Annotated in this window: 29 protein-coding genes and 1 riboswitch; of the genes, 22 read left to right on the top strand and 7 right to left on the bottom strand. The window is 44.1% G+C overall.

Features of this window, described 5'->3' with window-relative positions:
• Window positions 1–13: 13 nt before the first annotated feature.
• Window positions 14–535, bottom strand: coding sequence for a HEAT repeat domain-containing protein (locus tag AAA943_RS06135; RefSeq protein WP_338223354.1), 522 nt, complete (start codon window positions 533–535; stop codon window positions 14–16).
• Window positions 536–582: 47 nt separating this feature from the next.
• Between AAA943_RS06135 and AAA943_RS06130 the strand changes: the two genes are divergently transcribed.
• Window positions 583–1,287 (top strand): hypothetical protein, encoded by a 705-nt coding sequence (locus tag AAA943_RS06130; protein WP_338223353.1) that lies wholly within the window; start codon window positions 583–585, stop codon window positions 1,285–1,287.
• Between the two features lie 58 nt (window positions 1,288–1,345).
• Here AAA943_RS06130 and AAA943_RS06125 read toward each other — a convergent pair whose 3' ends face one another.
• From AAA943_RS06125 to AAA943_RS06115, 3 genes are all read right to left on the bottom strand, one after another.
• Window positions 1,346–1,723, bottom strand: coding sequence for a TM2 domain-containing protein (locus tag AAA943_RS06125; protein ID WP_338218688.1), 378 nt, complete (start codon window positions 1,721–1,723; stop codon window positions 1,346–1,348).
• Entirely contained in the window at window positions 1,716–2,021 is a 306-nt protein-coding gene (locus AAA943_RS06120; protein WP_338223352.1) for a DUF2752 domain-containing protein, read from the bottom strand. Before AAA943_RS06120 ends, AAA943_RS06125 begins: the two co-directional genes overlap by 8 nt.
• A 108-nt stretch (window positions 2,022–2,129) precedes the next feature.
• Window positions 2,130–3,212 (bottom strand): oxygenase MpaB family protein, encoded by a 1,083-nt coding sequence (locus AAA943_RS06115; RefSeq protein WP_338223351.1) that lies wholly within the window; start codon window positions 3,210–3,212, stop codon window positions 2,130–2,132.
• A 50-nt stretch (window positions 3,213–3,262) separates the two neighbouring features.
• On the opposite strand from AAA943_RS06115, the gene AAA943_RS06110 reads away from it, so the two are divergent.
• Entirely contained in the window at window positions 3,263–4,165 is a 903-nt protein-coding gene (locus AAA943_RS06110) for a TolB-like translocation protein (protein WP_338223350.1), read from the top strand.
• A 4-nt stretch (window positions 4,166–4,169) separates the two neighbouring features.
• Window positions 4,170–5,087: an SMP-30/gluconolactonase/LRE family protein gene (locus tag AAA943_RS06105; RefSeq protein WP_338223349.1), complete on the top strand. Its 918-nt coding sequence runs from the start codon at window positions 4,170–4,172 to the stop codon at window positions 5,085–5,087.
• A gap of 67 nt (window positions 5,088–5,154) precedes the next feature.
• Here the strand turns inward: AAA943_RS06105 and AAA943_RS06100 are convergent, their stop codons facing one another.
• Window positions 5,155–5,865 carry a DsbA family oxidoreductase gene (locus AAA943_RS06100; RefSeq protein WP_338223348.1) on the bottom strand — a complete coding sequence of 237 codons (711 nt, stop codon included), beginning with the start codon at window positions 5,863–5,865 and terminating at the stop codon, window positions 5,155–5,157.
• A 230-nt stretch (window positions 5,866–6,095) separates the two neighbouring features.
• Here AAA943_RS06100 and AAA943_RS06095 point away from each other — a divergent pair, with 230 nt between their 5' ends.
• The gene (locus AAA943_RS06095; RefSeq protein ID WP_338223347.1) at window positions 6,096–7,340 is read left to right on the top strand and encodes an aminotransferase class V-fold PLP-dependent enzyme; all 1,245 of its coding nucleotides are present in this window, start codon (window positions 6,096–6,098) and stop codon (window positions 7,338–7,340) included.
• Window positions 7,341–7,445: 105 nt separating this feature from the next.
• Here AAA943_RS06095 and AAA943_RS06090 read toward each other — a convergent pair whose 3' ends face one another.
• A complete protein-coding gene (locus AAA943_RS06090; protein WP_338223346.1) occupies window positions 7,446–7,601 on the bottom strand; it encodes a hypothetical protein in 156 nt (51 codons plus the stop codon).
• Window positions 7,602–7,785: 184 nt separating this feature from the next.
• Here AAA943_RS06090 and AAA943_RS06085 point away from each other — a divergent pair, with 184 nt between their 5' ends.
• The 12 genes from AAA943_RS06085 (at window position 7,786) to AAA943_RS06030 (ending at window position 21,252) form a co-directional block, all read left to right on the top strand.
• Entirely contained in the window at window positions 7,786–8,469 is a 684-nt protein-coding gene (locus tag AAA943_RS06085) for a GNAT family N-acetyltransferase (protein WP_338223344.1), read from the top strand.
• A gap of 37 nt (window positions 8,470–8,506) precedes the next feature.
• Window positions 8,507–9,697 (top strand): argininosuccinate synthase, encoded by a 1,191-nt coding sequence (locus AAA943_RS06080; protein WP_338223343.1) that lies wholly within the window; start codon window positions 8,507–8,509, stop codon window positions 9,695–9,697.
• Window positions 9,690–10,655: an N-acetyl-gamma-glutamyl-phosphate reductase gene (gene argC / locus AAA943_RS06075; protein WP_338223342.1), complete on the top strand. Its 966-nt coding sequence runs from the start codon at window positions 9,690–9,692 to the stop codon at window positions 10,653–10,655. Before AAA943_RS06080 ends, argC begins: the two co-directional genes overlap by 8 nt.
• Before the next feature lie 87 nt (window positions 10,656–10,742).
• A complete protein-coding gene (locus tag AAA943_RS06070) occupies window positions 10,743–11,876 on the top strand; it encodes an aspartate aminotransferase family protein (protein WP_338223341.1) in 1,134 nt (377 codons plus the stop codon).
• 29 nt (window positions 11,877–11,905) lie between these two features.
• Window positions 11,906–12,850 carry a Rossmann-fold NAD(P)-binding domain-containing protein gene (locus AAA943_RS06065; protein ID WP_338223340.1) on the top strand — a complete coding sequence of 315 codons (945 nt, stop codon included), beginning with the start codon at window positions 11,906–11,908 and terminating at the stop codon, window positions 12,848–12,850.
• 24 nt (window positions 12,851–12,874) lie between these two features.
• Window positions 12,875–13,675 carry an acetylglutamate kinase gene (gene argB / locus AAA943_RS06060; RefSeq protein ID WP_338223339.1) on the top strand — a complete coding sequence of 267 codons (801 nt, stop codon included), beginning with the start codon at window positions 12,875–12,877 and terminating at the stop codon, window positions 13,673–13,675.
• A complete protein-coding gene (locus AAA943_RS06055; RefSeq protein WP_338223337.1) occupies window positions 13,675–14,766 on the top strand; it encodes a M20/M25/M40 family metallo-hydrolase in 1,092 nt (363 codons plus the stop codon). Before argB ends, AAA943_RS06055 begins: the two co-directional genes overlap by 1 nt.
• Window positions 14,763–16,103: an argininosuccinate lyase gene (argH, locus tag AAA943_RS06050; RefSeq protein WP_338223336.1), complete on the top strand. Its 1,341-nt coding sequence runs from the start codon at window positions 14,763–14,765 to the stop codon at window positions 16,101–16,103. The genes AAA943_RS06055 and argH overlap by 4 nt, the downstream gene beginning before the upstream one ends.
• A 227-nt stretch (window positions 16,104–16,330) precedes the next feature.
• A complete protein-coding gene (locus AAA943_RS06045; protein WP_338223335.1) occupies window positions 16,331–17,872 on the top strand; it encodes a SulP family inorganic anion transporter in 1,542 nt (513 codons plus the stop codon).
• Complete coding sequence (locus AAA943_RS06040) at window positions 17,869–18,522, top strand: carbonic anhydrase (protein WP_338223334.1); 654 nt, start codon at window positions 17,869–17,871, stop codon at window positions 18,520–18,522. Before AAA943_RS06045 ends, AAA943_RS06040 begins: the two co-directional genes overlap by 4 nt.
• 84 nt (window positions 18,523–18,606) lie before the next feature.
• Window positions 18,607–18,717, top strand: a riboswitch (SAM riboswitch).
• A 170-nt stretch (window positions 18,718–18,887) separates the two neighbouring features.
• Window positions 18,888–20,192 carry an O-acetylhomoserine aminocarboxypropyltransferase/cysteine synthase family protein gene (locus AAA943_RS06035; protein ID WP_338223333.1) on the top strand — a complete coding sequence of 435 codons (1,305 nt, stop codon included), beginning with the start codon at window positions 18,888–18,890 and terminating at the stop codon, window positions 20,190–20,192.
• 13 nt (window positions 20,193–20,205) lie between these two features.
• Window positions 20,206–21,252 (top strand): homoserine O-acetyltransferase family protein, encoded by a 1,047-nt coding sequence (locus AAA943_RS06030; protein ID WP_338223332.1) that lies wholly within the window; start codon window positions 20,206–20,208, stop codon window positions 21,250–21,252.
• Window positions 21,253–21,266: 14 nt separating this feature from the next.
• Here the strand turns inward: AAA943_RS06030 and AAA943_RS06025 are convergent, their stop codons facing one another.
• Entirely contained in the window at window positions 21,267–21,701 is a 435-nt protein-coding gene (locus AAA943_RS06025; RefSeq protein WP_338223330.1) for a DUF2147 domain-containing protein, read from the bottom strand.
• Window positions 21,702–21,755: 54 nt separating this feature from the next.
• Here AAA943_RS06025 and pdeM point away from each other — a divergent pair, with 54 nt between their 5' ends.
• From pdeM to AAA943_RS05995, 6 genes are read left to right on the top strand one after another with little or no spacing between them, the layout of a single operon-like run.
• On the top strand, window positions 21,756–22,454 hold the full coding sequence (gene pdeM / locus AAA943_RS06020; RefSeq protein WP_338223329.1) for a ligase-associated DNA damage response endonuclease PdeM: 699 nt from the start codon (window positions 21,756–21,758) through the stop codon (window positions 22,452–22,454).
• 40 nt (window positions 22,455–22,494) lie between these two features.
• Window positions 22,495–23,385, top strand: coding sequence for a cell division protein FtsX (locus AAA943_RS06015; protein ID WP_338223328.1), 891 nt, complete (start codon window positions 22,495–22,497; stop codon window positions 23,383–23,385).
• Window positions 23,386–23,390: 5 nt separating this feature from the next.
• A complete protein-coding gene (locus tag AAA943_RS06010) occupies window positions 23,391–23,600 on the top strand; it encodes a DUF3098 domain-containing protein (RefSeq protein ID WP_338218710.1) in 210 nt (69 codons plus the stop codon).
• Between the two features lie 38 nt (window positions 23,601–23,638).
• Window positions 23,639–24,322 carry a tRNA pseudouridine(55) synthase TruB gene (truB, locus tag AAA943_RS06005; protein ID WP_338223327.1) on the top strand — a complete coding sequence of 228 codons (684 nt, stop codon included), beginning with the start codon at window positions 23,639–23,641 and terminating at the stop codon, window positions 24,320–24,322.
• The gene (locus tag AAA943_RS06000; protein ID WP_338223326.1) at window positions 24,309–25,232 is read left to right on the top strand and encodes a bifunctional riboflavin kinase/FAD synthetase; all 924 of its coding nucleotides are present in this window, start codon (window positions 24,309–24,311) and stop codon (window positions 25,230–25,232) included. Before truB ends, AAA943_RS06000 begins: the two co-directional genes overlap by 14 nt.
• 12 nt (window positions 25,233–25,244) lie before the next feature.
• Window positions 25,245–25,943 carry a CoA transferase subunit A gene (locus tag AAA943_RS05995; RefSeq protein WP_338223325.1) on the top strand — a complete coding sequence of 233 codons (699 nt, stop codon included), beginning with the start codon at window positions 25,245–25,247 and terminating at the stop codon, window positions 25,941–25,943.
• The last annotated feature ends 30 nt before the right edge of the window (window positions 25,944–25,973 follow it).

The following is a 25,973-nucleotide window of genomic DNA, read 5'->3' as shown; positions in this document are numbered from 1 at the left end:
ATGTTGTATTTCCTCAGGTAAATAATTCCCGCATCTCCTGAAGCATGGGCTCCACTTCCATTTTTTTGATGGCTAAACTGCCCTCATCTTCAGGATTATGCAGGTAATGATTCCAGTGCTTTTCTGCTTTTCGAATGGTTCTGGGGGATATTTCAAATTCTACGCTGTCCAATAAGACTTTGGCCAAAGTTGACGCTTTAAAATTCCCAAAAAGGTACACTTTCAGCAAGTCTACGAACCGCTCACTCAGGTCAAACTCTTCCAAAACCTGAACCAATTCACCTTGCACTGATTTGTTTTTCCGGTCAAAAATCGACTCAAAAATGGCATCGAGAGATTCCTCATTCCATGGGGTTTTGGAAAGCGCCTGGCAAGCCAAAAACGCCGTTTCCCAAGTTTCGCCTTTTACCAGTTCAATCAGCCGGTTTTTCACCTCTTCATCAGCCAATTTTCCAAGTTTTTCTGCGAAATGATAAGCCTCATTTTCTTTGGGGTCAGTCATTCGGGCAAAAAGCTTTTCGATTTCCTCACTCATGATTTCTTGGTTTATTTGCACAAAGATAGCCTTTCAAGCCATCCCTGATGATCAAAATTCCCGATTCTCTTCTAATTGACCAAAAGATAGCCCAGGAGATTCTGCTACAAGCTCAGGTACAGGGGATGCAAATCAGCTACTTCCCTTCCAAGCATCAGCTGCTCATAGAAAGGGAACAGGCGTGGTTGGCTAAAATTTTTCTCTCCTGGACCACAACCTGGAGTGAAAATCAAGGATTTAGCAGAAATGAAGACGCTCATTTTGCCTTGGCCCTTATCAAATCCGGACAGGCTGCCGTGGGATATTTTCACCGAGGACAACTGGAAGATCATAAAGTGTTTCGTGCCTATATGGTCCGAAAAAAACAGGGAAAATCTCAAATCAAACATCTGAAAACCAAAGGGAAATCCAGAGCAGGTTCAAGAATCCGACTGGAGGAAACGCTACGTTTTTTTGAGGAAATCAATGAACGGCTCAATGCTTATGACCATCAGTTTCCTTTGGATTTTTGGGGAATAAGCTGCTCAAAAACCCTCTGGCCTTTTTTGTTTTCCTCTTCCTCCCCTCCTCCATTTTCTTCGGATTCCAGGCAGTTGATTGAGCTTCCTTTTCATGTATCTCAGGCATCTTTTGAGGAATTGCAGCAAGCAGGAAAGCTTTTGAGCGGATTCCATCTTTTGCTTTCTGAGGCAGGAAAAAAATTCTTTTCCGCCCTTTTTAATTCTAAAGAAGAATCAGAAGAGGACTGGTAAAGAAAAACCCCTGAAAACTTGGGGAATTCAGGGGTCAGTTCAAGTGTTTAGTTAAATCTTAGATTTGAGAAGATCCTGTTCCTGGAAAGTTGTTGGTGATCATAGATAGGGTCTCGTGAGCCATCTTTATGTTGTATTCGTAAGCGAGGCTCTTGTAATTGACTAAATCTACAATAGTACCGATAAAACACAACCCCACGGTCAGGATGTAGAGAATTCCTAATCCCACCTGTCCAAGGATAAAGCGATGAAGGCCTGCAAATCCAAAGAAACCGATCAGGGTGAGAATCAATATCATCTGGGAATCTTTTCTTCTTGCTCGGTATACCTGAGCAAATAAAGAGGCTTGATCTTCATCCATGTTTTTCATCAATCCCTGGATGTAGCCCAGTTCCATTCCTTCCAGTTCGGGAAGGTGTCTCAATACATTAGCCATAATTGTGTGTTGTTTTTAGGTTTTTGATTAAAGTCCAAATTCTATGAAAGATTACTCCATAAGCCAGCATGGCCAGGGGATGCATAGACCAAGATGCTTCGAAATCTCCCCTTACCAGAAGATTCATGGCACGGCCCAATCCACATCCGGGACACCAGCCCACACCCAAATGATCCAAAGGACAGAGGGTGAAATGAGCCTCTGTACCCGGCTGAATCGTCAGGATGGCGAGCAAACTTCCTATCCAGAATATCAATTCCAAGGGAATGCTTCTTAGCTTGGTGATGAATCCTTTCATGCTTGGGAATGTACGAAAAAGGTGCCAGCTGGCAAATCTGCCTCAAAATGCGATTCAGGGAAGAATATTAAAAACAATTGTTAAAATAGTGGACAACTAAGTGTCCGTTTATGTACGCTTTATTTCCGGAAGTCTGATTTCACAGACGTGACCAAATCGCTCTTTTTGCTGCTTTTCCAGAGTTCTCCGAAGGTGGACGTATCCTTTTTTTCCTCCATAATTTTTCCATCCCAAAAAAGTAAACATCAAGCCCAAAAGATCACCGGAGTAGGAAACTCTCCTTTCCAAATCGAGCGCATCCCCCGCTTCTTTGCCCAAAAAAAAGCGGAGTAACCCCTGAACTTGAGCCTGAATGAGGGGTTCGGGGATGGATTCTTTGTAAAAATCCAGCAGGGACCGGATCAACTTTTTTCCGGCTGCAGAAGATTTGAGGTGTCGCTTTCGGATATGCCTATCCAGTTCAATAGCCTCTTTTGGTGTATCAGGCCAGAAGGTGACATCGATCCCCATCAGTTCTCCTACCCACTTCCAATAGCGAAGTACATCTGTCTGTTGCCGCTCAGTTGGAGCAAATCCTATTTTGGTCAGTCCTCTCAAAACGATAAAGCTAAAGGCTAAATTGGTGCCCAGCATATCTTCCTGATTGACTGGCTTGCCGAAGGAATCGTCCCAGTCTTGAGCATATCGATGGATAAAAAAACGGCTGAAGGCATGAATCAATCTAACTTTTGCACAGACTAGATAAGCTTCTTTGCTTTCGAAAAAAGCCCCGGGTTTGAAGATTTTCATGACAAAGGTACTGGTCTCTCCCAGCCTCTCTCCTATCTGCGCGAGGATACGGTTGGACCTGACCAATACCTCTGCCCCATCAGCAAAAGCATAGCAATAGGGAAGCGAATAAAAACCCAACATGGCTAGGTACAAATCCCCTTTTTCCTCGAAAAAAGCCTGTGCTCCCTTCAGAGTCTGTGGATCTACTGCTTCGGATCGGTCTTGGTAAAACCTGAAAAACGCTTTGAATTCTTTCGAGAAACTATCTGGAAAGGAATCGGGGATGGTCTGCCAATGATTTACTTCAGCAATCAGGTTGGGGTTCTGGACCAGAAAAAGCACAGCTTGATCTGCCAGCGGATCCTCCCTTTTTCTCAAGTCATCGAAAAAAGAAACCGTATAAAGCTTTAATTTTTGCACACCATTCTAACCCCCATTTTGTAATTTGGTTGGCAAATGTAAGGCCCTTCATGATTAAAAGTTTCCGAATTCTATTCTTTCTCCTTTACTCCAGCACCCATCTTCTTCTCGCTCAGGCTCCTACAGATCTGTGGGTCCTGGATACGCATGGCAAAGGAGGAAAATTAAGCTTAGACTTGACCACGGCAAAACCTTTGACCAACCGTAAGTTTTATGACAACCAGCCATCGTTTATCAATGATTCAGAATTGGTTTTTTCCGCAGCAGACGAAAAGGGAAACCATGATATCATCCTGTACAGTTTCCGGACTGGCAACTTCAGCAATTTAACCCAAACCCCAGATCGGAGTGAATATTCCCCCGCAATAACAGATTGCAGGCAATATATCTCCGCCGTGGTGGTAGAGCCGGATGGAACCCAGCGACTTTGGCTCTATCCGATCGTAGAAGAGCCCGCAGAATTGCTCTACGATGACATTGCACCTGTCGGATATTACGATTGGGTGGACAATAAAGGGGCTCTTTTCGTTTTAGGAAACCCGAATAAACTGGTCTATGCAAAAGGTAAGGGTGATCTTTTGGAAATAGCTACTCAGGTGGGCAGGTCCATCAAGAAGCGGCCAAAAAAATGGGAAATCACCTACATCAGCACAGAAGAATCCTCTCGGGATAAGGAGAAAAACACTTACCGTATTTTCGGTTATGATCTGAAAAAAAACAAGTCCAAGCAGTATGGCCTTACCGTACCTGAATCCCAGGATTTGATCTGGATCGATAAAAATCACCTACTGATGGCCCATGGAAATGAATTCTTTATCAAAGAAAAGAACAGCAATGAATGGAAATCCTTGGGACAGGTTTCATCTGATACCCATTCTACTGTTTCCCGCCTGGCCTACAGTCCCGATCTTAATAAACTGATCTTTGTTATGAACCGAAATCAAACCCAATAAATCTATGAAAAAGTACTTCAGCTTATCTGTTTTTTGTCTTTTAGCCATCATCATGACCTCATTTGGACAGATTGAAGATAAAAGAGGATTAGTAGCCAAAGGCGCCGAGTTGGTAAAAGTCCGGGATGATTTTTCCTTTACAGAAGGACCCGCTATAAATAGACAAGGCGACGTCTACTTTACCGATCAGCCAAATGACAGAATTTATATCTGGAATCCCAACAGCAATCAGATATCCCTTTTCAAAGAAGGTGCGGGTAGATCCAATGGCTTGTATTTTCAGCTGGACGGCACATTGATCGCTGCTGCTGATTTGAACAATGAGCTATGGGCCATCGACCCAAAATCAGGGAAGGAAACCGTATTGGTTCCTTCCTTTAGAGGAAAAAAACTAAACGGGCCCAATGATGTCTGGGTAAGACCCGGTGGGGGCTTGTATTTCACCGATCCTTTGTATCCCCGACCCTATTGGGAAGGAATCCGGGGAAAAGAAATGGAACAAGACGGTCAGCATGTTTACTTTCTTTCAGCTGACCGGGCCGAGCTCTTTCGAGTAGCGGAAGATCTTAAGCAGCCCAATGGCATCGTGGGAACGCCCGATGGGAAGCTGTTGTATGTAGCAGATATAGGAGATAAGAAAACCTGGAGATACGATATCAATGAGGATGGCTACCTAACCAACAAAACCCTCTTTTGTGAGATGGGTTCTGATGGAATGACCATAGACGACCGTGGAAATGTGTATCTGACAGGAAAAGGTGTAACCGTTTTTGACAAAAAAGGCGAGCAGATTGCCCATATTCCAGTTCCTGAAAATTGGACTGCAAATGTCTGTTTTGGCGCTACTGACCGCCGAACTCTTTTTATAACGGCCATGGGTTCTGTCTATACCCTAAAAATGAAGGCCAGAGGAGTGTGGTAAAAAGTAGGAAGAGGGAAGACCGAAGACGGAAGCCTCCTTTCATTATCGGTCTTCCCGCTCCCCTCTTCTACCAACAATTCCCGTCCACATCACAGCTTTCGCCATCAGGGCTGGAAGCGATGTCGAGTACGGGATTATTTTTTGCGAATTCTGCCCATGCTTTTTCCAAAGTCTGATCGAAAACTTCGTCAGGCTGAGCTCCGGAGATTCCAAACTTTCGATCCAAAACAAAGAAAGGCACTCCTCTAACTCCGATCAATCTGGATTCATAAATATCCTGATTGACAGCGTCTTCATACTGGCTTGAATTAAGTGTTGCTTTAATTTTTTCCTCATCAAGGCCGACCTCTTTTCCCAATTCCAAAAGGGTATCGAAATCATCTACATTTCTGCCTTGGGAGAAATAGGCTTTCAGCAAGCGCTCTTTCATGGCGTCCTGCTTTCCGGATTCTTTTGCCAAATGAATCAGTCGATGGGCGTTTTTGGTATTGGCTACCACGGCACGGTCAAAGTCGAAGATTAGCCCCTCATGGTGTGCCATGTTTGCCACATTGGAGGATATTTCTCTGGTTTGCTCTAGCGTCCAGCCTTTGGACTGGGCCAAATGCTCCACCGTGCTGATAGCCGGATTCGTTTGGAGATCAGGGTTGAGTTGGAAACTTTTCCATTCAATTTCCACCTGTGAAGCAAAAGGAAATTTTTGCAAGGCTTTTTCCATTTTTCTCTTTCCGATGTAGCAAAAAGGACAAACTACATCCGACCAAATTTCGATTTTCATAGGAATTTTGATTTACTTAATAAATGAAATCAGATTTCAGTCCAAAGAGTTCAAGCCAGCCCGTGAAAACAAAAGAATGTCCTTCCTGTGCCATGGAAGTGGATGCTAGAGCAAAAGTTTGCCCGATTTGCCAATTTGAATTTCCAAAACGATCTCCATGGATCACTTGGATGGCTTTGTTTCTGGTGATTATTTGGCTGCTTTCTTACCTTCTATAACCCTCCGACACGATGAAAAAAAGATCATTTTTAAAATACTTGGCTGCATTAGGATTGGGCAGTCCTTTGATTTCAGCAAAAGCAGAAGCATTCTCCTGGGACGATTTGGATTGGAGCTCGGATGATATTTGGGCGCAAATCAGGGCGGGGTATAAACTTAAGCCTGATTACATCAATCTGGAAAATGGATATTACTGTTTTTTGCCGGAGGAAATTCTCGAAAAATACATTCAGCATGTCCGAAAGGTCAACTACCAAGGGTCTTATTACATGCGGACGGTAAAGGTAGAAGACAAAGCCAAATCCGCAGCTAAGGTGGCCGAACTGGTAGGTGCTGATCCTGAAGAGGTCGTTTTGACCAGAAATACCACGGAGTCCCTTGACTTGATCATTCAGGGTTTTCCCTGGAATCCCGGCGATGAGGCCATTTATTCCAATCAGGATTATGGCAGTATGCAGACCATGTTTGAGCTGACCGCCAAAAGGCGTGGAATCAAAACAGTCCGAATAGATATACCTCTCCATCCCGAAAGCGACGAGGAGATAGTGGAAGTCTATCGAAAAGCCATCACTCCAAAAACCAAGCTGATGATGGTTCCGCATATTGTGAATATTACCGGCCACATCCTTCCTGTGAGAAAAATCGCTGATATGGCTCATTCCCATGGTGTAGAAGTGATGTTGGATGGGGCACATGCTGTGGGTCATTTTACCTTTAATATGCATGAGTTGGATTGTGATTATTATGGCTCCAGCCTGCACAAATGGCTGAGTGTACCCTTGGGATGTGGTATGCTGTTTGTCAAAAAAGACAAAATCGGGAAGCTTGAGCCTATGATAGCTCCCTTCGATTTGAACCTCAAAACCTTGGATTACCTGAATAATACCGGGACCCATCCTGCCGCTACTGATTTGGCCGTATTAGATGCGGTGGATTTTCAGGAGAAGATCGGAGGTAAAAGAAAAGAGGAGCGCCTCCGGTTTATTCAGCGCTATTGGTCAGATCAAGTCCGTGATATCCCCGGAATCCAAGTAAATACTCCTAAAGAATCCCACCGCTCCTGCGGAATTGCCAACGTGGGAATCGAAAAAATGAGCCCAGCCGAAATGGCTAAGACACTGATGGATAAGTACAGAATTTTTACAGTAGCCATCGATGGTGCCGGTGTTCGTGGATGTAGGATATCTCCAAATATCTATACTACCACCGGTGAATTGGATCAGTTTGTGGCAGCATTGAAAGAAATGGCATCTTAAATTTTGTGATCGGTTTATCGTTCGGAATAACCATTGATGTTTTGATTGATCCCTTATTCGAAAGAGTATTTTCTTATGGTAAATCAATCTGAATATTAATATCATTTAACCCATTGATACAGAACAATTAACTTCACCATTAATATTTTTTGGTATTTTTCTTGCAATTAATTCTTCAATAAACAACATTTGCACCCTCTTAAGCATGATTGATACCAAATCCATAGCGGCCCAGTTTGCAATTAAAAGTTCTTCTTTCAAGGCTGGTATGACTATGCATAATTTTTCTCCTCTTTCTAGGTCCAGGCAGACTTTTAGGGTGTAACCCTGCGCTATAGTTTGTTTTCCTACGTGGAAAACGCATCTCGACCCTTTTATTTCCTGTCCTTACTTTACCTACTTATCCTGTGCTCTACCAAGAGACAGAATTAATTTGTTCATGTCCATGGAAGATATCTCTTTCAAAATTGTAGTTGCAGATCCCACCCACAAGATCTATTCTACTCAGATCACTGAGGAAATGGAAAACTCTGCTAAAGCCAGAGGAACAGGGATTGCCAAGCGTACTCCCGCCTATGTGGAAACCAAAATGGAAGAAGGCAAAGCTGTCATTGCCCTTACTTCTGATGGCATTTGGGCGGGATTCTGCTATATTGAAGCTTGGGGCCACGGAAAGTATGTGGCCAATTCCGGCTTGATTGTAGCACCTCAATTTCGCAAATACGGCCTAGCCCGCAAAATCAAGCAGGAGATATTCAAGCTTAGTCGAAAGAAATATCCTGAATCCAAAATCTTTGGCTTGACGACCGGAGCAGCAGTAATGAAAATCAATTCTGAACTGGGCTATATTCCGGTTTCTTATTCGGATTTGACTGATGATCAGGAATTTTGGAAAGGATGCCAAAGCTGCGTCAACTATGAAATCCTGATGGCTAAAAACAAGCAGAATTGCCTCTGTACCGCCATGCTTTACGATCCCAATGCCAAGAAAAATCATACGGAAGAACTGGCGCTACGCGAAAATTTCAAAAAAGAAATCAAGCTGTTTGACCGATGGGTCCGACTCAAAAAATTTATCATGCTTCGTCTGAATAAATCCAAAGACGGCGTAAAAAGTATTTTCCTTTAATCAATCGTCCCGAGATGGGACAAACCTACTAAACTCCATGAAAAAAGTTGTTTTAGCCTACAGTGGGGGCTTGGATACCACGTTTTGTGCCTTGCATTTGACCAAAGATTTGGGCTATGAAGTACATGCAGCCATTGTCAATACGGGTGGATTTTCTGCTGAAGAACTACAGACTATCGAAGCAAGGGCAAAATCGCTAGGAGTTTCCTCTTTTACAATTTTGGACGTAGTAGATTATTACTACGAGTCGGTGATTAAATACTTGGTTTTCGGAAATGTGCTTAAAAACGCCACTTATCCCCTTTCCGTTTCTGCAGAGCGTATCGTACAAGCCAAATCCCTTGCAGAATATGCCAAATCCATAGGTGCAAAAGCAGTTGCTCATGGTTCTACAGGTGCCGGAAATGATCAAGTCCGTTTTGATATGATTTTCCAAACCATAGTTCCTGATATCGAAATCATCACTCCTATCCGGGACCTTAAACTTTCCCGTCAGGAAGAAATCGAATACCTGAAAAAGCATGGGGTATCCATGAATTTTGAGAAGGCAGCTTATTCCATCAACAAGGGGATTTGGGGTACATCTGTTGGTGGAAAAGAAACCCTGACTTCTTCAGAATACCTACCAGAAGAGGCTTGGCCCACTCAAGTCACTGAACACGAGCCCAAAGAAATCAAATTGACTTTTGTACAAGGAGAATTGAAAGGTGTAAATGGCCTGAGCTATGCTAATCCTGTCGATGCCATCTTGAAAGTGCAAGAATTGGCAGCGCCTTATGGAATCGGTCGTGACATCCACGTGGGTGATACGATAATCGGTATCAAAGGTCGAGTGGGATTTGAAGCTGCTGCACCTATTATCATCATCAAAGCTCATCAACTGCTGGAAAAGCATACCTTGACCAAGTGGCAGATGTTCTGGAAAAATCAACAGGCTGAGTTTTACGGAAATCACCTGCATGAAGGACATTACCTTGATCCAGTGATGAGAAATCTGGAAGCTTTCCTTGCTTCCACTCAGGAGTTTGTCTCCGGAGATGTTCGGGTATTGCTTCAGCCTTATCGTTTTACACTATTGGGAATTTCTTCCAAGCATGATCTGATGTCTTCCAAATTTGGAAGCTACGGAGAGATGAACAAAGGCTACACCGGAGAAGATGTGAAAGGATTTACCCGAATCCTGGGTAACCAAACTGCAATTTTCCATAAAGTCAACAGCGATGACTAAAATCAAAACAGCGGTCATCGGGGCAGCAGGCTACACCGGAGGCGAACTCCTTCGGATTTTGGTACATCATCAGGAGGTCGAATTGGTCTGTGTGCACTCCAATAGCCAAAAGGGAAAAAAAGTCATTGAATCCCATCCTGATTTAATTGGAGACTGTGATTTATTTTTTACTGATGAGGTTCCAACTGAGGTCGATGCTGTATTTTTGGGATTGCCTCATGGAGAGACCAAAGGTTTTTTGGAAGCACATCCTTTTTCTCCAGAGACGGTCATCATTGACCTTTCCACGGATTTCAGAGACGAATCCCACGGGTTTGTCTATGGCCTTCCTGAGGTAAATGCAGAAAGAATCAAATTAGCCAAAAAGATTGCCAACCCAGGATGCTTTGCTACCGGGATTCAATTGGCTTTGGCACCGGCGATAGCCAAAGGCTGGATCAAAGATCAAGTCCATATCAGCGGAATTACGGGGTCGACTGGAGCTGGGAAAAAGCTTGCTGAAACTTCCCATTTCAGCTACCGGACAGGTAATATGTCGGTGTACAAGCTTTTTACCCATCAGCACTTGAAGGAGATCAAGCAGACATTCAGGCAACTGAATCCTGCCTTCGGGTCAGAGTTATTATTTGTCCCTTACCGGGGAAATTTCTCCCGAGGTATTTGGGTGACCGCTTATTTCCCTTTTGAAGGATCGGAAGCCCAAGCGGTTGAAGCCTATCAGGAATTCTATAAGGATGCAGCATTTACCTTCGTATCCACTCAGGATATCGACCTCAAGCAAGCAGTCAATACGAATAAATGCATCCTCTTTGTCCAGAAAGAAGCCGGACAATTAGTCATTTATTCTGCTATTGACAACCTGCTGAAAGGCGCTTCCGGTCAGGCAGTTCAAAACTTTAATCTGGCATTTGGACTGGATGAGAAGTTGGGACTCAATTTGAAGTCAATCGCATTTTAATTTCGGATTTCGGATATATGATGTCGGATTTTCCGAAATCCGAAATCTCAAATCCGAAATAGAAAAAATCGTAAATCGTAATTAAGAATGAATCTTTTCGACGTATATCCCCTCATTCCTGTCACCATTGACCGTGCCGAAGGCTGTCGGCTTTGGGACGATCAGGGGCAAGAATATTTAGACCTTTACGGAGGTCATGCGGTGATTTCCATAGGCCACACCCATCCGCACTATGTGAAGCGAATCAAAGACCAGTTGGACAAAATCGCGTTTTATTCCAACTCAGTTGAGATTCCAATCCAACAAGAATTGGCTAAAAAACTTGGTCATCTCTCCTGCCTGCATGATTATCAGCTTTTCTTGGTCAATTCCGGAGCAGAAGCCAATGAAAACGCGATCAAGATGGCCTCTTTTGTCACCGGAAAATCGGGTTTTGTAGCCTTTTCGGGAGCATTTCACGGAAGAACTTCCGGTGCAGTCGCCTTAACCGATAATCCCAAGATTATCGCTCCAGCCAATGCACGGGAGGATTTTCACATCTTGCCTTGGGGTGATTTGGAAGCTTTGGAAGCAGTACTAAAAACCGAAACCATTGCCGGAGTGATCATCGAAGGGATTCAGGGTGTTGGAGGGATTCAAGTTCCTTCCCCTGATTTTCTGAAGGGAATTGCTTCCTTGGCCAAATCCTTTGGAGCGAAACTGATTTTGGATGAGGTCCAATCAGGGTACAGTCGAACTGGACGTTTTTTTGCCCATCAGTGGGTAGATGGATTGATGCCTGACTTCATCACGATGGCCAAAGGAATGGGCAATGGTTTTCCAATCGGTGGTCTTTTGATTTCGCCGGAGTTCAAGGCAAGTTATGGACTGCTAGGCACTACATTCGGGGGGAATCATTTGGCCTGTGCCGCCGGATTGGCCGTATTGGAGGTTTTGGAAAAAGAAAACTTGCAGGAAAAGGCCTTGGAATTGGGAGACCGCCTGATTGAAGAGTTGAAGCAGATTCCCCAAATCAAAGAAGTAAGAGGGAAAGGATTGATGATTGGAATCGATCTGGATCGGGACGCAGGTCCTGTTCGATCAGAATTGGTGAAAAAACACCGGATTTTCACCGGTTCTGCGGCAGGAAAGCAGACGATTCGCCTGCTACCTCCTTTGTCAGTAGAATGGAATCAATTAAATTCGTTTTTAACCGCTTTGAAAGAAGTCCTTAACGCTTAAATCCAAATAGGATTAATTACCCCAACCCCATGAAGTATTTTACCCAATTTGAATCCAGAGAGTTAGGTCAGGAATTGATTGACTTGGCGCTTCTTTATAAAAATCAGCCCCGACTGGATCAAGCCAAAGGACAGGGAAAGCGAGTGGGTTGTATTTTTCTCAATCCCTCTCTCCGAACCCGGGTCTCCACACAGATTGCTGCGCAAAATTTAGGAATGGAAGCCATAGTCCTAAATATGGACAAGGAAGGATGGGCCTTGGAAATGCAGGAAGGTGCCATAATGAATAAAGGTACCGTAGAACACATCAAAGATGCAGCAAGAGTATTGGGTTCCTATTTCGATATCCTGGCTATCCGGGCATTTCCATCCCTGACCAACAAGGAGGAAGATATGACTGATTTTATTTTTGGTCAGTTTATAAAATATAGTGGAATACCTGTAGTGAGTCTTGAATCAGCCACTCGTCATCCTTTGCAGAGTTTGGCAGATCAGATCACCATTCAGGAACATCTGAATGGTAAAAGGAAACCCAAGGTGGTCCTCACTTGGGGCCCGCACATCAAGGCCATACCCCACGCAGTGGCCAACAGCTTTGCCGAATGGTCATTGGGAATGGGTCATGAACTTACAATTACCCATCCGGAAGGATATGAGCTTCATGAGTCATTTACCAAAGGTGCGACCATCGAATACGACCAAAGCAAAGCCCTGGAAGATGCTGATTTTGTGTATGTAAAAAACTGGTCGGCATTCAATGACTATGGAAAAATCCTGAGTACAGACTCAAGATGGATGCTGACTGAAGATCATTTCAAAAAAGCACCTCAGGGAAAAGTAATGCATTGCCTGCCCGTTAGGAGAAATTTGGAACTCTCGGATGAAATTCTCGACAGCCGCAGATCCTTGGTTCAAAAGCAAGCCGAAAATAGAATCTACGCCGCCCAGGCTGTGTTGAGCAAAATCCTGGAATAACACTCTTTTTCAACTCTCAAACCTATGAAGATATCCATCATCAAAATCGGAGGAAACGTCATCGACTTCCCGGACAAACTGGAGGAGTTTTTGACTTTATTTTCCAAGTTTCCAGGGCATAAAATCCTGGTCCACGGAGGAGGAGTTTTGGCATCCCGCTTCGGAGAAAGCCTAGGTGTCATGCCTGAGATGGTGGACGGTAGACGAATTACGGACAAAGACACGCTTGATATCGTCACCATGGTATATGCCGGATTGATCAATAAAAACATGGTGGCTAAACTCCAAGCCCTGAATGTGAATGCAGTAGGCCTTACCGGTGCAGATGGCAATCTGATCCAATCCGTAAAACGTCCGGTAAAAAACATTGATTATGGCTTTGTAGGGGATATTCAAAAGGTGAACACTGATTTTTTGAATACGCTTTTCGAAGGAGGAATTCACCCGGTAATCTGTGCCATTACCCACAATAAATCTGGTCAACTCCTCAATACCAATGCAGATTCCATTGCCTCGGCTTTGGCTACTTCCCTTGCAAAAGAGCACCATGTCAACCTTTATTTTTGCTTTAACAAGAGCGGAGTTTTGGTAGATGAGAAAAACGAAAACTCCATCATCCCATTGATCAACGAGGAGATTTATACTGAGCTGCGCAAAGAGAATGTAATCCACTCCGGGATGATCCCCAAGCTGGATAATGCTTTTGAGGCCCTAAAGAAAGGGGTTCACCATGTGTGGATCGGAAAAGCCGAAAATCTGCTTTTGGCTGCCAAAGGAAAACTGTCAGGCACCATTATCGAACGCCACCGCTACGACTTGTACTGATGGAGGATTTGGATTTAGCCTTTGATAAGGCGCTAGAGTTGCTCAAAAGCCTGATTTCTACTCCTTCGTTTTCCCGAGAAGAAGACAAGACTGCTGACATTATCCAATCCTTTTTGCTAGAGGCAGGAGTATTCCCAACCCGTACAGGAAATAATGTGTGGGCTTACGCCAAACCCTATGATAAAGACCTCCCTACTCTTTGGCTTAATTCTCATCATGACACGGTAAAACCGAATCAGGGATATACCCGCGACCCATTTTCACCGACCATTGAAAATGGAAAGCTGTATGGTTTGGGCTCAAATGATGCTGGAGGAGCTTTGGCCTGTCTGATTGCCACCTTTCTTTATTTTTCCAAAAAAGAACTCCCTTTTAATCTTCTCCTGATTGCCTCTGCAGAGGAGGAAATTTCTGGAAAAAGCGGAATCGAATCCCTGATTTCTACCCTTCCACCTGCTGAATTGGCCATTGTCGGCGAACCCACTCAGATGCGTTTGGCAGTAGCTGAAAAGGGACTTTTGGTCATCGATGCAAAAATCCATGGTAAAGCAGGACACGCTGCCCGAGAAGAAGGAATCAATGCGATTTACCTGGCTTTGGAAGATCTGGAGGAAATCAGAAACTTTCAATTCACAAAAACTTCCTCATTTCTGGGCCGAACCAAAGTAAGTTGTACTGTCATCAAAGCAGGACAACAACACAATGTGGTACCAGATCTTTGTGAATATGTGCTGGATGTAAGAGTTACGGATGCCTATACCCTTGAGGAGGCTTTGGAGGAACTTAGAGAACTCCTGAAAGCAGAATTGACTCCTCGTTCCCTTAGACTTCAGTCTTCTCACTTACCCAAAAATCACCCGATGTATCGTGTGGCTGATGCCTTGGACTTGGAGACTTTCGGGAGTCCTACCTTGTCAGACCAAGCACTGATCCCCTATCCATCGGTAAAAATTGGTCCAGGAGACTCCGCCCGGTCTCATACTGCAGACGAGTATATTCTCTTGGATGAGTTAAAGTCCGGAATTTCCGGATACATTTCTCTTATTGATCACTATGCGATGCTTCGCAAAAGTAAAACCATAACCCCATGAAAATCTGGCAAAAAGCTACCGACAGCAAAAAAGAAGTCGAGCAGTTTACCATTGGTAGAGATCCCGAGTTTGATATTATTTTGGCACCTTTTGACGTGTTGGGATCTATGGCTCATGCCCATATGTTGGCCAAAATCGGCCTGATTTCACAAGAGGAAAACCAAACCCTTCAGAAAGGCCTAAAAGAAATCTATCAGGAAATTCAATCCGGGAAATTTGAAATAGCGCCGGGAGTAGAAGACGTTCACTCCCAAGTGGAATTCTTGTTGACTGAACGATTTGGGGAAGTAGGAAAGAAATTACACAGTGGGCGCAGCAGAAATGACCAGGTTTTGGTGGATTTGAAGCTTTTCTATCGGGCTGCAATCCAAGAATTGGTTGAGGAAACCCAAAAACTTTTCCAATTGCTGATCCTCCTGGCTGATAAGCACAAAATGGACTTGATGCCAGGTTATACTCATACCCAGCTGGCTATGCCCTCCTCTTTTGGATTGTGGTTTGGCTCTTTCGCTGAAGGTTTGGCAGAAGACATTGCTCTTCTCAAAACAGCTTTTGACCTAAGTAATAAAAACCCGCTGGGTTCGGCTGCCGGGTACGGGTCCAGCTTTCCATTGGATAGAAAGATGACCACTCAGCTTCTTGGATTCGCTGATTTACATTATAATGTGATTAACGCCCAAAACTCCAGAGGCAAAACGGAACGAACGCTGTCTTTTGCAATGGCCGGATTGGCAGCTACGCTCAATCGATTGGCCACCGATAGTTGTCTTTTCATGAATCAACATTTTGGATTTATCGGATTTCCTGACAATCTCACTACAGGCAGCAGTATTATGCCCCATAAGAAAAATCCAGATGTTTTTGAGTTGATTCGTGCCAAATCCAATCAAATTCAGGGTATTCCGGTCAAGGTGGGTTTTCTTTTGACCAATATGAGCACAGGCTATCACAGAGATTTGCAACTGCTCAAGGAAGAGATCTTTCCTGGAATGGCTTCACTTAGGGAATGCCTGAAAATGAGCTCATTTATGCTCAGCTCTGTGCAGATCAAAAAGGACATTCTCAAGGACCCCTTTTACAAGCACCTGTTTTCCGTAGAGGTAGTCAATGACTTGGTCCTTCAGGGCGTCCCCTTCCGGGATGCGTACAAAAAGGTGGGCTTAGATATCGAGGCAGGAAATTTCCACCCTGACCAAAGTAACCTCAAACATACCCATGAAGGAAGCTTGGGCAACATGTGTCTGGAGGAAATACAAGAACAAATGGATCAACAAATTCAGTCTTTTTCCTTCGAGCAGATCAATGGATGCATGAATGCGCTGTTAGCCAAAGGGTAGGAATCTGAATGTTGAAATTTTGAATGAAAATAAAACTATATATGAAGGACTGCTTTTCTCCTTCCTAAAATTCTCTGCAAATCAGGAGGCTGAGCGAAGGTCGGTGAGCATAATCGAACCAAGTCGAGGTCATTATGAATTACTGGCGGGATAGCGGGCAATCATAAAACTTTATTTTCACCTTTGAATTCACATATAGTAAGTCTTTAACCCCTCGAGTTTTTTCCATGGATCGCTATTTCGGAGCCAATTTAAAAAGTGATCTCAAAGCCAGTTTGGTGGTTTTTCTGGTGGCTTTGCCCCTTTGTTTAGGGATTGCTATAGCCAGTGGAGCTCCATCCATTTCTGGCCTTATCGCAGGAATAATAGGTGGCATTGTCGTTGGAATGATTTCAGGATCTCAGATCAGTGTGAGCGGACCGGCTGCTGGCCTTACCGTCATAGTTTTGGATTCTATCACTTCATTGGGAAGCTTCGAGCTCTTCCTTGGAACGGTCCTGATCGCAGGACTACTGCAAATCCTGTTAGGAATAGCCCGAGCGGGTGAGTTGGGTTATTTTTTTCCTCATTCGGTTATCAAAGGAATGCTCACGGCCATTGGTTTGATTTTGATTTTGAAGCAGATTCCCCATGCTTTGGGCTATGACAAAGACACCATGGGAGATGAATCTTTCCTTCAGGCGGACCAGCATAATACGATTACAGAAATCGGCTATGCCATACAGTATCACAGTCCCGGAGCCTTGCCCATAGTCTTCACGGCGCTTTTGGTTTTGATTCTTTTTGAAAATCCCAGGATTGGAAATCATTCCTTTTTTGGCCTCATTCCGGGGGCACTTTGGGCAGTACTCATAGGCTTGGGAATCAATGAAGCTTACGGGGTTTGGAAACCGGAATGGAAGCTAGGAGGAGAGCAATTGGTGACTATTCCTCAAGTCAACTCCTTGAATGAGCTTTCCGGACTTCTTACTTTTCCTGATTTCAGTCTCATTACCAGTTCGCAATTCTGGATCGTGTCTATCACTATCGCTGTAGTGGGAAGTATTGAGACTTTGCTCAGTATCGATGCTGCGGACAAAATGGATCCTCAAAAGCGAATCACTCCCACCAATCGGGAATTGATTGCTCAGGGAGCGGGAAATTCCCTCTCAGGACTTATAGGTGGTCTTCCTATCACGGCCGTTATTGTCCGCAGTTCGGCAAATATTTCATCTGGAGCAAAGACCAAGCTCTCTGCTATTTTTCACGGATTTTTACTCCTCATTTTGGTTTTATCCATACCCGGAATTCTGAATAAAATCCCGCTAAGCTGTCTTGCTGCCGTACTGTTTGTCGTAGGGTATAAACTGGCCAAACCTTCGATTTTCATAGGAGTCTATGAGAAAGGATGGAATCAATTTATCCCATTTATGGTCACCTTATTGGCCATACTCTTTACCGATTTACTGATTGGAATAGGAATCGGGATGGTTTTTGGGTTGTTTTTTGTGGTGAAAAGCAATTTTCAGCGGGCCCTCACCATAACAGAGCTCAATGGAAACTACTTGCTCAAACTCCAAAAAGATGTATCTTTTCTAAACAAGCCATTCCTCCTCAAAAAGTTGGCAGAAATTCCCGAAGGCGCAAAAGTAATTCTGAACGCACATAAGGCGAGATTTATAGACAGTGATATCAGGGAGGTTTTGGATGATTTTATCCAATCTTGTCCTTCCAAAAACATTGAAATCACCATCGAAGGCTACCCCTACCATCTGACCAAACGCCTATGAATCCCTACGAAAAACTTCTACTTCAGAATAAGGCCTGGTCTGAGGAAAAAACCCAAAACGATCGGGACTTTTTCATGCGACTCGCTGATCAACAAAAGCCCAAGTTTCTTTGGATCGGGTGCTCAGACAGCCGGGTTTCTGCCAACGAAATTACCGGAACAGATCCTGGAGAGGTCTTTGTTCACCGAAACATCGCCAATGTAGTGGTCCATACTGATCTCAATCTACTCTCTGTACTCCAATACGCGGTTGAGGTTCTGAAAGTGGAGCATGTTATCATATGCGGTCATTATGGATGCGGAGGAGTTGAGGCAGCAATCTCCCATCATTCCTATGGTTTGATCAACAAATGGCTCAGAAACATCAAAGAAGTTTACAAGCTTTATCAAGCGGAAATTGAATCTATTTCCGATCATAAAAAACAGGTAAATCGCCTGGTGGAGCTTAATGTCATCGAACAATGCCAGGGCTTGATAAAAACTTCAATCATCCAAAAAGCCTGGAAAGAACGTAAAGCACCGCATGTCTACGGATGGGCTTACGGACTGGAGGATGGATTGGTCAAAGAGTTGGTCAAGATTACTCCCGACCTCGAAAATGTACATCCTATCTTTCGCTATTCTGACGATCAGTTGAATCCGATTTTGTGATTTTACGGTCGATTTAGGAATTAATTTTTGGGATTGTCAAAAAGCCCTGTTTACTTTGTTGTATCCTTTCACTTTTTGTGCAGGGATTTATAAAGAAGAGGCGAGAGACAGGCTCTACGACCCTCTGGCAACCTTCCAAAGTGGAAAGGTGCCCATTCCTGCCGGAGAAGAGGGTCTTCTTCGGAACTATAAATTCCTTGCGGTATGATCAAACAAGCTTCCCTTCTTCCCTTATCCTTTCTTGGCTTTCCTTCTTCTTTGCAGGGAAGAAAACTAGCTGCCCTGCAATTAATTTCTTTGGCTGCCAAATGCCAGTCACATACCAACTCATTGAATCGTCTTTTAACCCTTTAACCCTACTTACCATGTCAAGTAACTATCGATTTGAAACCCTTCAGCTTCACGCTGGACAAGCACCTGATCCGGCCACCAATTCCCGGGCAGTACCCATCTATCAGACCACGTCCTACACCTTCAACAGTGCGGAGCATGGTGCCAATTTATTTGGATTGAAAGAATTCGGAAATATCTACACCCGAATCATGAATCCCACGACGGATGTTTTCGAAAAAAGAATTGCAGCATTGGAAGGCGGTGTGGCCGCTGTAGCCACCAGTTCAGGACAAGCTGCCCAGTTTTTGGCATTAAATAATATACTCCAAGCAGGGGAAAACTTTGTTTCTACTTCTTTTCTTTATGGAGGAACTTACAACCAATTCAAGGTTGCTTTCAAAAGAATAGGAATCGAGGCAAGATTTGCCAAAGGAGACTCTCCGGAAGCTTTTGAAAAGCTGATCAATGCAAAAACCAAAGCGATTTATTTGGAAACCATCGGAAATCCGGAATTCAACATTCCCGACTTTGAAGCGATTGCGGCTTTGGCAAAAAAACATGACATCCCGCTTATCGTAGACAACACATTTGGTGCAGGAGGGTACTTGTTCAAGCCGATAGCCCATGGAGCCAATATCGTGACCTCTTCTGCCACCAAATGGATCGGAGGACACGGTACTTCTATCGGAGGAGTAATCGTCGATGCCGGCAATTTTAACTGGGGAAACGGGAAATTTTCTCAATTTTCCGAACCCTCTGAAGGATATCATGGCTTGAATTTTTGGGAGATTTTTGGAGAAAACAATCCTTTAGGCCTTCCCAATATTGCCTTTGCAATCCGGGCTCGTGTAGAAGGCCTTAGAGACTTTGGACCTGCTATTAGCCCTTTCAATTCATTTTTGCTTCTCCAAGGCATAGAAACTCTTTCCTTAAGGGTGCAAAGGACAGTCGAAAATGCCTTGGCAATCGCCTCTTGGCTGGAGTCTCATCCCAAGGTGTCCAAAGTGAATTATCCCGGATTACCTTCCTCTCCCTACCATGCTTTAGCCAAAAAATACCTCAAGAATGGTTTTGGAGGGGTCTTGAGTTTTGAACTGAAAGGAGACAAAGAATCGACTTCTGCATTTATCAATAATCTCGAGCTTATTTCACATTTGGCTAATGTGGGTGATGCCAAGACCCTGATTATTCAGCCCTCAGCCACAACCCATCAGCAGCTGAGTGAAGAAGAGCAGCTTGCGGCGGGAGTTACCCCAACCTTGTTGCGGCTTTCTTTGGGAATTGAGCACATTGAAGACATCAAAGCAGACTTACAACTGGCCTTCGACAAACTATAAACCTTAATTGCGGATGGAATTTCTTCTTTCCCCTAGGGAATTTACAATGATTGAACACACCTTTCACAGCGAAGAACCTCTTGTCTTGGAATCGGGACAAGTGCTCAAATCTTACCATTTAGCTTATACCACCTACGGCTTACTCAATCCGGATAAGTCCAATGCGATTTGGGTTGTCCATGCCCTCACCGGCAACTCCCATGCTGCTGAATGGTGGGAAGGGTTGATTGGTGACGGGAAATTCTTCGATCCTGCTTCGCATTTCATCATTTGTGTCAACCTCCTAGGAAGCAGTTATGGATCTACCAATCCACTCAGTGTCAATCCAGACACCGGGCAGTCCTATTTCTATGATTTTCCTCAATTGACACCGAGAGATTTGGCGGCAAGTTTGGAGGCGCTGAGAATTCACCTTCACCTGAGCCAAATCCATACCCTGATTGGGGGTTCACTTGGAGGGCAAGTAGCTTTAGAATGGGCCGTTGAACTGGGAAAGAAGCTTAAAAATGCAGTCATTTTGGCCTCAACGGCCAAAACCAGCCCATGGGTGATCGGATTCAATGAAGCCCAAAGGATGGCCATTGAATCCGACCCTTCCTGGGGTTCCCATACACCCGAAGCAGGGAAAAAAGGGCTAGAAACGGCCCGGGCTATCGCCATGCTGAGTTACCGCCACCCCGGTGATCTGAAGAAAAAACAAACGGATACGGAAGAAAAACTTGAGGATTTTCGGGCGGCTTCCTACCTCAGATATCAAGGTCAAAAATTAGCCAAACGATTTAATGCCCTTTCCTACTGGACGCTGAGTAAGACCATGGACAGTCAGGATTTAGGAAGAAATCGAGGGGGGGCTGTAGCTGCATTGCAATGCATCGAGGCAAGGGTTTTGGCTATTGGGGTCAATACCGACTTGCTTTTCTTGCCTGAAGAGTCTCAGTTTATCGCTGAAAATTCCAAAAGAGGGCAGTACAAAGAAATCACTTCCACCGCAGGACATGATGCTTTCCTGATCGAATTTGAGCAATTGAGCGCACTGTTGACCTCTTTCTATCAGGAATAGCAAAAAGCTGAGTTTTATTCAGCCCTACTCCACTCCACAGTTCTCCCTATGAAGGAAAAGCCCATATATCCTTTGACTTCCAATAATCCCTTGTTGGTCAGTTTTACTTCACAGGAATAGGTATTTCCGGATTTGGGATCATAGATTTTACCGTTTTTCCACGCTCCTCCAGAATATTTCAACCCTTCGAGGATAGTCATTCCCAAAATGGGTCTGGTTTGCAACTTCCTATCCGAATTATTGGAGTCCAACACGGGCTTTCCATCGCGTACGGGTTCCCTAAGCCAAACGATCTTACCGAAATAGGCATCTCCCTTTTTTTCAATCTGTACCTTCGCGTCCTTTTCTGTGTTGTACCAGACTCCCACAATGGCATTTTCTGTTTGGCCAAGGGCTTTTGCCGAAAGGAAAACAAAGAGCAGTAAAAACAAAGAAGTGAATTGTCGCATTTTCATATTCTTTAAGAATTCATATGAAATAATACGGATACCTTTGGAATTGTTATGATGGAAACGGAAAAAATAACTAATGCTTCTGGATTTCAGGCTATTCAATTTTTGGATACAGAAGTGTATTTGCTTAGGGAAAAAGCCATTTGGGTAAAAAACCAAAAAACACTTTTGATCTCTGACTTGCATTTTGGGAAAGCCGCCCATTTCCGTAAATCGGGAATCCCAATTCCCGAGCCTGTACATAATTCTGATCTTCAAATCATCGAAGACCTTGTCCAGAAATGGAGTCCACAGGCCATCTATTTTCTAGGAGATCTTTTTCACAGCGATTGGAATGGACAATGGGAAGTGTTGATGAAGTTTATTGAAGGATTTTCTGAGATTGAATTCCATTTGGTCAAAGGCAATCATGATGTATTGCCCCCAAAGCTATACACCCATGCCCCCTTGAAGATTCACCCGGAAGAGTTTCGCTTAGGAAATTTGGTTCTGTCGCATGAACCCTTAACTGAGGTAGAAAATGGATTTTTAAATATTTGCGGTCATATCCATCCCGGAATTTTGCTACGGGGCAAAGCGAGACAGCATGTCCGAATCCCCTGTTTTTATTTTAATGGTACAACACTGATTATGCCTGCCTTTGGCAATTTTACCGGTTTGGCGCTGGTAAAGCCCGAACTAGGAGATTGGGTTTGGGGTATAGCACATGAAAAAGTTATCCCTATCCTTTCTGGCACAGCGATTGGTTAATTCCCTTCAGCTTTTCTATTTTTGACCTGAAATATCTGTAATGACCTCACCTAGCAAACAAAAAAAGACTTTAGGTTACTTCAAATTCGGAAGTGTACTTTTCAGCACTACACTTTCCCTCTTCATAGTCGGACTCTTTGGTGTCATTTTGATTCAGGCCAGGACACTCAGCCGACTGATCCGGGAAAATATTGAGGTGCAGGTATTTCTTGATAAAAACCTTTCCTCTGAAGAATTGGGACAGATTCGCTCTGACATCTCTGGGAGACCTTTCGTCTTGATGAAAGAAGACTCTCTGAGTATGAAGTTTATCTCGGATGAGGAAGCTGCGGAGATATTTATCGAAAGTACAGGTGAGGATTTTACCAAATTTCTAGAAGACAATCCCCTCAGAGACAGTTATGTGATCGGAATTGCTGAGGAATTTCAGACTTCAGAGCAGCTGGAAGTGATCGCAAAAGAACTGGAAAGCATTCCAGGGGTGTTTGAAGTCTCCTATATGACCGATTTGGTGGATTACATCAACAAAAACCTGATCAAAGTAAGCATTGTCATGTCGGCGTTTATTGCCATCCTGATCATTACCGTAGCCATGCTGATCAATAATACCATTCGATTGGCCTTGTTTTCCCAACGTTTCCTGATCCGCTCCATGCAATTGGTGGGTGCCACAAGGGCATTTATCCGAAAACCCTTTCTGGTGAGAGCATGGATATTCGGCATGCTGGCAGGGGCAGTTTCCTCCGGAATCCTTTTTGGCCTGATCTCCTATGCCAAATCCAACATCGAGGGTTTTGCTCTACTTCAAAACGAATACCTGCTCTTTTTGCTCTTTGGTGCGCTAATCGTCATTGGGGGAATTTTATCCCTTCTGAGTACCTTGCGGGCAGTAAATAAATACTTGAACATGTCTCTGGACGAACTTTACTGATCATTATGAATAACCAACCGTTTCCTTTTGAAAAGAAGAATTATAGGCTAATGCTCATCGGGTTGGCTATGATCGTTCTTGGATTTGTCATCATTGGCTTGGACTCGGAGCCGCATGGCAATGGGTTTTTGGGCTTGACATTAGGCCCCATTGTAACCTTGGCAGGATTCATTTTTGAGTTCTATGCCATTTTTGCCAAGTCGGAGAAAAACTGATCTCCTTTCCTTTTTCGAGGCAACACAAATTCAATTTCATGCAGCAAGAAGCCTACGGCGAAGTATTTCTCATCGATAAACCCTTGGAGTGGACTTCTTTTGATGTGGTCAAAAAACTCCGCAATGCCCTCCGAATCAAAAAAGTAGGGCATGCCGGCACCTTGGATCCTTTAGCTACCGGACTTTTGATTGTTTGTGCAGGCAAAATGACCAAGCAGATCGAAACGTTTATGGGCCAGGAAAAAGAATACACCGGAACCTTCGTTCTGGGATCTACTACTGAGTCCTTTGATTTGGAAAAACCTGTCATTCCTGTCGCAGACCCAAGCCATCTCACCTTAGCGGATCTTGAGTCCTCCGCGTCCCAATTGACAGGGGATATATTTCAGGTCCCTCCCATGCACTCTGCCATCAAAGTAGACGGTAAGCGAGTTTACGAATCCGCAAGGGCGGGAAAAGAAGTGAAAATGGAAGCACGTCCTGTTCAGGTTCGTGAATTCGAAATCACGGGATTTGAAGGAAATGAGGTGAATTTTCGAATTTCCTGTTCCAAAGGCACTTATATCCGCAGTCTTGCCAGAGACCTGGGGGAATCCTTAGGGGTGGGTGCTTATCTTAAAGTATTGTGTAGAACAAGAATTGGCGAATATAGGTTGGAAGAAGCAAAAGATATTTTGACTTGGGTAGAAGAAATAAAAAACCGCTCCCATGAAAATATATGAAGGCTTAGACGAATTCCATGCAGCACCCAATGCCGTGGTCACTTCCGGTACTTTTGACGGAGTCCATCTGGGGCATCAAAAGATTCTGACACGAATTCGGGAAATCGCAAGAGGACTGCAAGGGGAAACGGTCTTGATCACCTTTTGGCCCCATCCCCGCTTGGTTCTTTATCCCAAGGAACACCAGTTACGCTTGCTTACTACGTTTGAAGAGAAGGCCACGCTGTTAAGAAAATATGGAATAGATCATTTGATTACGATTCCGTTCACCAGAGAATTCTCCCAGCTTAGCTCTGAGGAGTTCATCAGAAGAGTATTGGTTGAAAAAATTCAAACCAAAAAACTGGTTATCGGCTACGATCATCGATTTGGCAAAAACCGGGAAGGCAGTTTTGAATATCTTCAAGACAACAGTTCTGAATTTGGATTCGAGCTGGAGGAGATTTCCCGTCAGGATGTGGACGAAATCGGAGTTTCGAGCACCAAAATCCGCCGTGCATTGGAAACCGGAGATGTAAAGACGGCAAACAGTTATCTGGGAAGACCGTATGAAATAAATGGAATTGTGGTCAAAGGTCAGCAAATCGGCCGTTCCATAGGCTTTCCTACTGCCAATATTCACGTGCCCAACGATTACAAACTCATCCCTTGTGACGGGGTCTATGCCGTGGAAGCAATGGTGGATGGGGGGATATTTAAGGCAATGCTTAATATTGGCAATCGGCCAACGGTAGACGGATCAAAAAAAACCGTAGAAGCACACCTTTTCGATTACCAGGGAGATCTTTATAATCGGCAGATTACGATTTTCTTCCGGGAATTTTTGAGAAAAGAGAAAAAATTTGACAGCCTGGAAAATTTAAAATTACAATTGCTGGAAGACCAAAAGCAGGCCAAACTTGTACTATAAACCCAAATACAAATGATCAACAAAACCGTAAAAGATGCCCGTGAAGCAGTGGCCGATATTCCGAGCCATTCATTCCTGATGATGGGAGGGTTTGGATTGAGCGGAATTCCCGAAAACTGCATTGCCGCACTTTTAGAAAGAGATATTGAAGGATTGACCATCGTATCCAACAATGCCGGAGTAGATGACTTCGGGATCGGACTTTTGCTGAAAAAGCGGATGGTCAAAAAAATGATTTCCAGCTATGTTGGAGAAAATGCCGAGTTTCAGCGTCAGCTACTTAGTGGAGAATTGGAAGTAGAGCTAATCCCTCAAGGAACCCTTGCTGAAAGAGTGAGAGCTGGAGGAGCTGGAATTCCTGCATTTTTCACCCCTGCAGGGGTAGGCACTGAAGTAGCCCAAGGAAAAGAAATCAGAGAATTTGATGGCAAACTTTACCTGATGGAAAGGCGGTTGAGAGCCGATTTTTCTCTGATAAAAGCTTGGAAGGGAGATACAGCAGGTAATCTGATCTTCAAAGGTACGGCCAGAAATTTCAATCCTATGATGGCTGCTGCCGGCAGGATTACCATTGCAGAAGTTGAGGAATTGGTACCGGCGGGAGAACTCAACCCGAATCAGATTCATTCCCCTGGAATCTATGTACAGCGTATTTTCCAAGGAAAAGATTACGAAAAGCGGATTGAGCAAAGGACGGTATCAAAAAAATGAACCTAGGTCATTTTCAGGACCCAACAAGCT

The organism is Algoriphagus confluentis (genome assembly GCF_036245625.1).
Classification (GTDB): Bacteria; Bacteroidota; Bacteroidia; order Cytophagales; family Cyclobacteriaceae; genus Algoriphagus; species Algoriphagus confluentis.
The sequence above is the reverse complement of the archived record's forward strand: the minus strand, read 5'-3'. Positions and strand labels throughout refer to the sequence as shown.

What these genes read in the sequence shown, in the direction of transcription:
- AAA943_RS06100 (WP_338223348.1), bottom strand. Translation starts at nt 5,865, where the DNA reads ATGAAAATCGAAATTTGGTCGGATGTAGTTTGTCCTTTTTGCTACATC.
- AAA943_RS06105 (WP_338223349.1), top strand. Translation starts at nt 4,170, where the DNA reads ATGAAAAAGTACTTCAGCTTATCTGTTTTTTGTCTTTTAGCCATCATC.
- AAA943_RS06035 (WP_338223333.1), top strand. Translation starts at nt 18,888, where the DNA reads ATGTCAAGTAACTATCGATTTGAAACCCTTCAGCTTCACGCTGGACAA.
- AAA943_RS06010 (WP_338218710.1), top strand. Translation starts at nt 23,391, where the DNA reads ATGAATAACCAACCGTTTCCTTTTGAAAAGAAGAATTATAGGCTAATG.
- AAA943_RS06080 (WP_338223343.1), top strand. Translation starts at nt 8,507, where the DNA reads ATGAAAAAAGTTGTTTTAGCCTACAGTGGGGGCTTGGATACCACGTTT.
- AAA943_RS06000 (WP_338223326.1), top strand. Translation starts at nt 24,309, where the DNA reads ATGAAAATATATGAAGGCTTAGACGAATTCCATGCAGCACCCAATGCC.
- argC (WP_338223342.1), top strand. Translation starts at nt 9,690, where the DNA reads ATGACTAAAATCAAAACAGCGGTCATCGGGGCAGCAGGCTACACCGGA.
- AAA943_RS06110 (WP_338223350.1), top strand. Translation starts at nt 3,263, where the DNA reads ATGATTAAAAGTTTCCGAATTCTATTCTTTCTCCTTTACTCCAGCACC.
- argB (WP_338223339.1), top strand. Translation starts at nt 12,875, where the DNA reads ATGAAGATATCCATCATCAAAATCGGAGGAAACGTCATCGACTTCCCG.
- AAA943_RS06045 (WP_338223335.1), top strand. Translation starts at nt 16,331, where the DNA reads ATGGATCGCTATTTCGGAGCCAATTTAAAAAGTGATCTCAAAGCCAGT.
- AAA943_RS06040 (WP_338223334.1), top strand. Translation starts at nt 17,869, where the DNA reads ATGAATCCCTACGAAAAACTTCTACTTCAGAATAAGGCCTGGTCTGAG.
- AAA943_RS06015 (WP_338223328.1), top strand. Translation starts at nt 22,495, where the DNA reads ATGACCTCACCTAGCAAACAAAAAAAGACTTTAGGTTACTTCAAATTC.
- AAA943_RS05995 (WP_338223325.1), top strand. Translation starts at nt 25,245, where the DNA reads ATGATCAACAAAACCGTAAAAGATGCCCGTGAAGCAGTGGCCGATATT.
- AAA943_RS06070 (WP_338223341.1), top strand. Translation starts at nt 10,743, where the DNA reads ATGAATCTTTTCGACGTATATCCCCTCATTCCTGTCACCATTGACCGT.
- AAA943_RS06085 (WP_338223344.1), top strand. Translation starts at nt 7,786, where the DNA reads ATGGAAGATATCTCTTTCAAAATTGTAGTTGCAGATCCCACCCACAAG.
- AAA943_RS06130 (WP_338223353.1), top strand. Translation starts at nt 583, where the DNA reads ATGATCAAAATTCCCGATTCTCTTCTAATTGACCAAAAGATAGCCCAG.
- AAA943_RS06120 (WP_338223352.1), bottom strand. Translation starts at nt 2,021, where the DNA reads ATGAAAGGATTCATCACCAAGCTAAGAAGCATTCCCTTGGAATTGATA.
- AAA943_RS06030 (WP_338223332.1), top strand. Translation starts at nt 20,206, where the DNA reads ATGGAATTTCTTCTTTCCCCTAGGGAATTTACAATGATTGAACACACC.
- AAA943_RS06025 (WP_338223330.1), bottom strand. Translation starts at nt 21,701, where the DNA reads ATGCGACAATTCACTTCTTTGTTTTTACTGCTCTTTGTTTTCCTTTCG.
- truB (WP_338223327.1), top strand. Translation starts at nt 23,639, where the DNA reads ATGCAGCAAGAAGCCTACGGCGAAGTATTTCTCATCGATAAACCCTTG.
- AAA943_RS06125 (WP_338218688.1), bottom strand. Translation starts at nt 1,723, where the DNA reads ATGGCTAATGTATTGAGACACCTTCCCGAACTGGAAGGAATGGAACTG.
- argH (WP_338223336.1), top strand. Translation starts at nt 14,763, where the DNA reads ATGAAAATCTGGCAAAAAGCTACCGACAGCAAAAAAGAAGTCGAGCAG.
- AAA943_RS06095 (WP_338223347.1), top strand. Translation starts at nt 6,096, where the DNA reads ATGAAAAAAAGATCATTTTTAAAATACTTGGCTGCATTAGGATTGGGC.
- pdeM (WP_338223329.1), top strand. Translation starts at nt 21,756, where the DNA reads ATGATGGAAACGGAAAAAATAACTAATGCTTCTGGATTTCAGGCTATT.
- AAA943_RS06065 (WP_338223340.1), top strand. Translation starts at nt 11,906, where the DNA reads ATGAAGTATTTTACCCAATTTGAATCCAGAGAGTTAGGTCAGGAATTG.
- AAA943_RS06135 (WP_338223354.1), bottom strand. Translation starts at nt 535, where the DNA reads ATGAGTGAGGAAATCGAAAAGCTTTTTGCCCGAATGACTGACCCCAAA.
- AAA943_RS06055 (WP_338223337.1), top strand. Translation starts at nt 13,675, where the DNA reads ATGGAGGATTTGGATTTAGCCTTTGATAAGGCGCTAGAGTTGCTCAAA.